This window comes from Aeromonas simiae (assembly GCF_000820125.1).
GTDB classification, from domain to species: domain Bacteria; phylum Pseudomonadota; class Gammaproteobacteria; order Enterobacterales; family Aeromonadaceae; genus Aeromonas; species Aeromonas simiae.
Genome location: NZ_CDBY01000063.1, coordinates 37,000 through 42,181, shown reverse-complemented (window position 1 = coordinate 42,181; position 5,182 = coordinate 37,000). Strand labels below are relative to the sequence as shown.

General features: G+C 64.0%; 4 protein-coding genes. All 4 read left to right on the top strand.

Features of this window, described 5'->3' with window-relative positions; translation table 11 throughout:
* Positions 1-151 precede the first annotated feature (151 nt).
* The 4 genes from phrB (at position 152) to BN1134_RS13405 (ending at position 5,113) form a co-directional block, all read left to right on the top strand.
* Positions 152-1,582, top strand: a complete 1,431-nt coding sequence (gene phrB / locus BN1134_RS13420; protein ID WP_042047827.1) for a deoxyribodipyrimidine photo-lyase — start codon at positions 152-154, stop codon at positions 1,580-1,582.
* Positions 1,583-1,738: 156 nt separating this feature from the next.
* The gene (locus BN1134_RS13415; RefSeq protein WP_042047826.1) at positions 1,739-2,206 is read left to right on the top strand and encodes a Dps family protein; all 468 of its coding nucleotides are present in this window, start codon (positions 1,739-1,741) and stop codon (positions 2,204-2,206) included.
* 197 nt (positions 2,207-2,403) lie between these two features.
* Positions 2,404-4,053: a hydroxylamine reductase gene (hcp, locus tag BN1134_RS13410; RefSeq protein ID WP_042047824.1), complete on the top strand. Its 1,650-nt coding sequence runs from the start codon at positions 2,404-2,406 to the stop codon at positions 4,051-4,053.
* A 73-nt stretch (positions 4,054-4,126) separates the two neighbouring features.
* Entirely contained in the window at positions 4,127-5,113 is a 987-nt protein-coding gene (locus BN1134_RS13405) for an FAD-binding oxidoreductase (RefSeq protein ID WP_042047823.1), read from the top strand.
* Positions 5,114-5,182 lie beyond the last annotated feature (69 nt).

Here is a 5,182-nt window from a genome sequence, read left to right as displayed (position 1 = left end):
GGGCTGAGCGGGGAGCTGGGGGAGTCCTGGCCCGAGGGCACCGTGCTGCTCGGCGAGCTGGCGCACCTTTATCCCGGTCAGTTGCTGGGCGCCCCCCACCTCGAGAGCATCGAGGCGTGGCTGGCCCAGCGCGACGAGCAGGAGGCATAAGATGCAACTGGTGTGGTTTCGGCAGGATCTGCGGCTGGTCGATCACCCGGCCCTGCACGCCGCCGTGCAGCAGGCCCGCGCGCAGGGGGAGGCGGTGGAGGCGGTGTTTGTCATCAGCCGCGCCCAGTGGCGCCACCATCACATGGCATCGCTGCGCGAGCGCTTCCTGCTCGAGCGGCTCGATGTGCTGGGCGCTGAGCTCGCCCGCCGCGGCATTCGGCTGCACCTTATCGAGGCGCCCTGGTTTGCCGAGGTGCCGGCTGCCCTCACGGCCCTGGTGCGCGAGCGCGGTGCCACGGCGCTGCACGCCATGTCCGCCATCGAGGTCGACGAGCGGCGACGCGACGAGGCGGTGAGTGCGCACTTGTCGGTGCCGTGCCGCTTTGTGCCCGGTTGCTGCGTGTTGCCGCCGGGCCGCGTGCTGACCGGCAAGGGGGAGCCGTTCAAGGTCTTCACCCCCTTCAGTCGCGCCTGGCTGCGCGAGATTGCGGCCCATGGCTATTCGCTTTACCGGGCTCCTGAGCCGATGGGGGCGCCGCTTGACTGGCTACCTCTGTCGTTGCCTGCGCGTAGTGAGCATGAGACGCGCACTCTGCGTGACTGGCCGGTACACGAAGGGGCAGCCGAGGCGCGACTGCGCGAATTTATCGATGACGCGGTGTTGGAGTATGGGGCGCGCCGCGATCTGCCGGCCGAGCCTGGCACCTCGCGCCTGTCGGCCTATCTTGCGGCGGGGATCTTAAGTCCGCGCCAGTGCCTTGCGGCCCTGCACAGCCGGCTTGGCAGATTACCCCTTGCGCGCGATGAGCCCGGTTTTGCCTGGCTCAATGAGCTCATCTGGCGCGAGTTCTACCGCCACTTGCTGGCTCTGGAGCCGCGCTTGTCGATGAACCAGCCGTTCCAGCTGCATACCCGGGCGCTGGCTTGGCGGCACGATGAGCCGGCTTTCGCTGCCTGGTGCGAGGGGCACACCGGCTATCCCATTGTCGATGCGGCCATGCGCTGCCTGAAGCAGACCGGCTGGATGCACAACCGCCTGCGCATGATAGTGGCGAGCTTTCTCACCAAGGATTTGCACCTCTCCTGGCGGCGCGGGGAGGCGTACTTCATGAGCCAGCTCATCGACGGGGATCTGGCGGCCAACAACGGCGGCTGGCAGTGGGCGGCGGGCACAGGGGCGGATGCGGCGCCCTATTTTCGCGTGTTCAATCCGACCACTCAGGGGCAAAAGTTTGATCCGCGAGGGGATTTTATCCGCCGCTGGGTCGAGGAGCTGGCCGATGTGCCGGCAGCCTGCATCCACACCCCGCACGACTGGCTGCGGCGCAAGGGAGATGAGGCGTACCCCTCGCCCATGGTGGATCACGCGGTGGCCCGGTTGCAGGCGATAGCGATGTTTCGCCAACTGCCGACAGGGGGCGATGAGACGTAAACCGAGATCCATGTTCATGTGGCATCGATGTGAAATCGAGCCCACCTATCCGGAGAATCGATAGGTGTTAGCTATCAATATGCTAGGCAGCAACGATTTTCCATCGCCTTTGTAGGGGATTAATCTGAACCCGTTCCCAAGATTTGGAGGTGTCATATGAAAAACGCTATTGGTCTGGACACAGTAAAATCCGATGCGCTGGCCGCCGAGCTCAACAAGCTGCTGGCCAGCTACCAGATCCTCTACATGAATGTGCGTGGTTTCCACTGGAACATCCGTGGTAACCAGTTCTTCGAGTTGCATCTCAAGTTTGAGGAGATCTACAACGATCTGCTGCTCAAGGTCGACGAGCTGGCCGAACGCATCCTGACCCTGGGCGCCGTGCCTGAGCACAGCTTCAGCCGCTATCTCTCCCTCTCTGCCATTGGCGAAGTCAAGGGCGTTCACGATGGCCGTGCCTGCGTCGAGTCGCTGCTGGCGGGCTTTCGTGAGCTGCTGGTGGCCCAGCGCGCCATTCTCGAGCAGGCGGGTGAGGCGGGTGATGAGGGGACGACATCCATCCTCTCTGACTACATCCAGCAGCAAGAGAAGCTGGTGTGGATGCTGCGCGCCTACCTCGACTGAGTGCTCACTCTCTGTTCCCTTGCCTATCACGTTTCCATGTTGTTGCCGCCCGAAAAGGGCGGCTTTTTTGTCTGCGCTGGAAATTGATCTGCATCAACGAACAGTTAATAAGTAAATTGGATGTCTATTAAGATCCGATTCAGCGTCATAGAATCGCAGCAAAACAAACAAATGAAATGTCCATTAGGAGAGGCATCATGTTTTGTGTGCAATGTGAGCAGACCATCCGTACTCCCGCCGGCAACGGCTGCGCCTTCGCCCAGGGCATGTGTGGCAAGACCGCCGAGACATCGGATCTGCAGGACGTCCTCATCTATGTGCTGCAAGGGCTGAGTGCCTGGGCAGGTCTGGCCCGCGAGCATGGCATCGTCGATCGCGCCATCGATGCCTTCGTACCGCAGGCCTTCTTCGCCACCCTGACCAACGTCAACTTCGACTCCGATCGCATCGTGGCCTATGCCAACCAGGCGCTGGCCTACCGCCGCCAGCTGGCCGAGCGGATCGGCGCCTTCGCCGTCGATCTCTCGGCCCTGCCGGCCGCCGCTACCTTCGAGCCGGGTGAAGCACGGCTGAGCCAACTGGCCCAGGCGCCGGTGGCGGCCGTCAACCGTGGCAAGGAGAGTGTCAGCGAGGATGTGCTGGGTTTGCGCCTGCTCTGCCTCTATGGCCTCAAGGGGGCGGCGGCCTACATGGAGCACGCCCGTGTGCTGGGTGAGCAGGATGATGACATTGCCCGCGAATTCCACCGCATCATGGCCTGGCTGGCCACCGATCCGAGCGAGATGGCTCCGCTGTTCGACTGCGCCATGGAAATTGGCATGCTCAACTTCAAGGTGATGGCCATGCTCGATCGCGGCGAGACCACCGCCTTCGGCCACCCTGAGCCGACCCAGGTGCGGGTCACCCCGGTGCCGGGCAAGTGCATCCTGGTCTCTGGCCACGACATGGTCGATCTCAAGCTCATTTTGGAGCAGACCCAGGGCACCGGCATTCTGGTTTACACCCATGGCGAGATGCTGCCGGCGCTGGCCTACCCCTTCTTCAAGCAGTACCCGCATCTGGTGGGCAACTACGGCTCGGCCTGGCAGAACCAGCAAAAGGAGTTTGCCAACTTCCCGGGCGCCGTGGTGATGACCTCCAACTGCATCATCGATCCGAACGTGGGCAACTATGCCGATCGCATCTTTACCCGCTCCATCGTCGGCTGGCCCGGCGTGACCCATCTGGAGGGGGAGGACTTCTCGGCGGTTATCGCCAAGGCGCTCGCCCTGGAGGGGTTCCTGCATGAGGAGCTCGAGCACTTCATCACCATCGGTTTTGCCCGCAACGCCCTGATGCAGGCCGCTCCGGCGGTCATCGACAAGGTGAAAAGCGGCGCCATCAAGCACTTCTTCCTGGTTGGCGGCTGTGACGGGGATCGCGCCGAGCGTGCCTATTACACCGAGTTTGCCCGCGCCATTCCGCAAGACAGCCTGCTGCTGACGCTGGGCTGCGGCAAATACAAGTTCAACAAGCTGGAGTTCGGCGACATCCAGGGCATTCCGCGCCTGCTCGACGTGGGACAGTGTAACGATGCCTACTCCGCCATCCAGCTGGCCCTGGCCCTGGCCGATGCCTTCGAGTGCGGTGTCAACGATCTGCCGCTGACCCTGGTGCTCTCCTGGTTCGAGCAAAAGGCGATCGTGATTTTGCTGACCCTGCTGGCGCTCGGGGTGAAGAACATTCGCACCGGCCCGACGGCGCCTGCCTTCCTGACGCCGGCCCTGCTCAAGGTGCTGGAAGATCAGTTCGGTCTCAAGGGCACCACCACCGCCGAGGCCGACTTGGCCGAGATCCTGGCAGCCTGAGGAAGGTTGCTGCAAGCCGTTGGCGGGCCATGCGCCCGCCTTTTTTTCGCCTATGAACCACCCGGAGTCTGCCATGACCACCCTCACGTTGACCGTCACGGCCCGCATCGAAGAGACCCATGATGTCACCAGCTGGCGTCTGGCGCCGCAGACAGGCGCCTTGCCCCCCGTGCTGGCCGGCCAGTGCATCACGATTCACACCGACATGGATGGCGCTGCGCACGCCCGCGCCTACACTCTCTCCTCCAGCCCGCACGATCCCTTCTGGCAGATCACCGTCAAGGGGGTGGGGCGGGTCTCTCACCACCTGCGCCAGACTCTGCGGGTGGGCGATAGCATCACGGTGGACGGGCCGTTTGGCGAGTTTTACCTGACCGCCGAGGGCGCGATGCCGCCACTGCTGCTGAGTGCTGGCTCCGGCATCACCCCCATGTGGGCCATGGCGCGGGATCTGCTGGCCCGTGACCCTGCCGCCGATATCCGCTTCATCCATTCGGCGCGCAGCCCACAGGATCTCATCTTCGCTGAGCCCTTGCAGGCGCTGGCCGAGGCTCATCCCGGACTGCGGGTCGCCCATGTGCTGGAGCAGGCGCCGGCGGTCCACCCCTGGCAGGGGCGGCTCGATGCCGCCATGCTGCGCGAGCTGGCCCCTGATCTGCTTACCCGCGAGGTCTACCTGTGCGGGCCCGCCCCTTACATGGCCGCCGTGGTGACCCTGCTGCGTGAGCTGGGGCTGCCCGATGCCCAGCTGCATCAGGAGTCGTTTGGCCTGCCGGAGGCGGCCCCCGCCAGCGCCGATGAGCACTTCTGGCTCACCCTGGCCAAACAGGGCAAACGGGTCAAGATCCTGCCCGGTCAGACCCTGCTCGCCGCGGTTGAGGCGGCCGGTGGCAGCATGCCGTTTGCCTGCCGCGCTGGCGTGTGCGGTGCCTGCCGCTGCACGGTAGAGGGGGAGGTGGAGCGCCAGAGCGTCGTGACCCTCAGCGCTGCCGATATCGAGGCTGGCGTGGTGCTGGCCTGCGCCTGTCTGGCCAAGGGGGATATCTCGCTCGAGCTATGAGGTCGCTTTTGTCCCCGGAGGCGACAGGCAATAAGGCATGATATTGCCGATATAAAGCAAGGGGCGTCC

Coding starts and splice junctions, on each gene's coding strand:
- phrB (WP_042047827.1), top strand. CDS start 152: ATGCAACTGGTGTGGTTTCGGCAGGATCTGCGGCTGGTCGATCACCCG.
- BN1134_RS13415 (WP_042047826.1), top strand. CDS start 1,739: ATGAAAAACGCTATTGGTCTGGACACAGTAAAATCCGATGCGCTGGCC.
- hcp (WP_042047824.1), top strand. CDS start 2,404: ATGTTTTGTGTGCAATGTGAGCAGACCATCCGTACTCCCGCCGGCAAC.
- BN1134_RS13405 (WP_042047823.1), top strand. CDS start 4,127: ATGACCACCCTCACGTTGACCGTCACGGCCCGCATCGAAGAGACCCAT.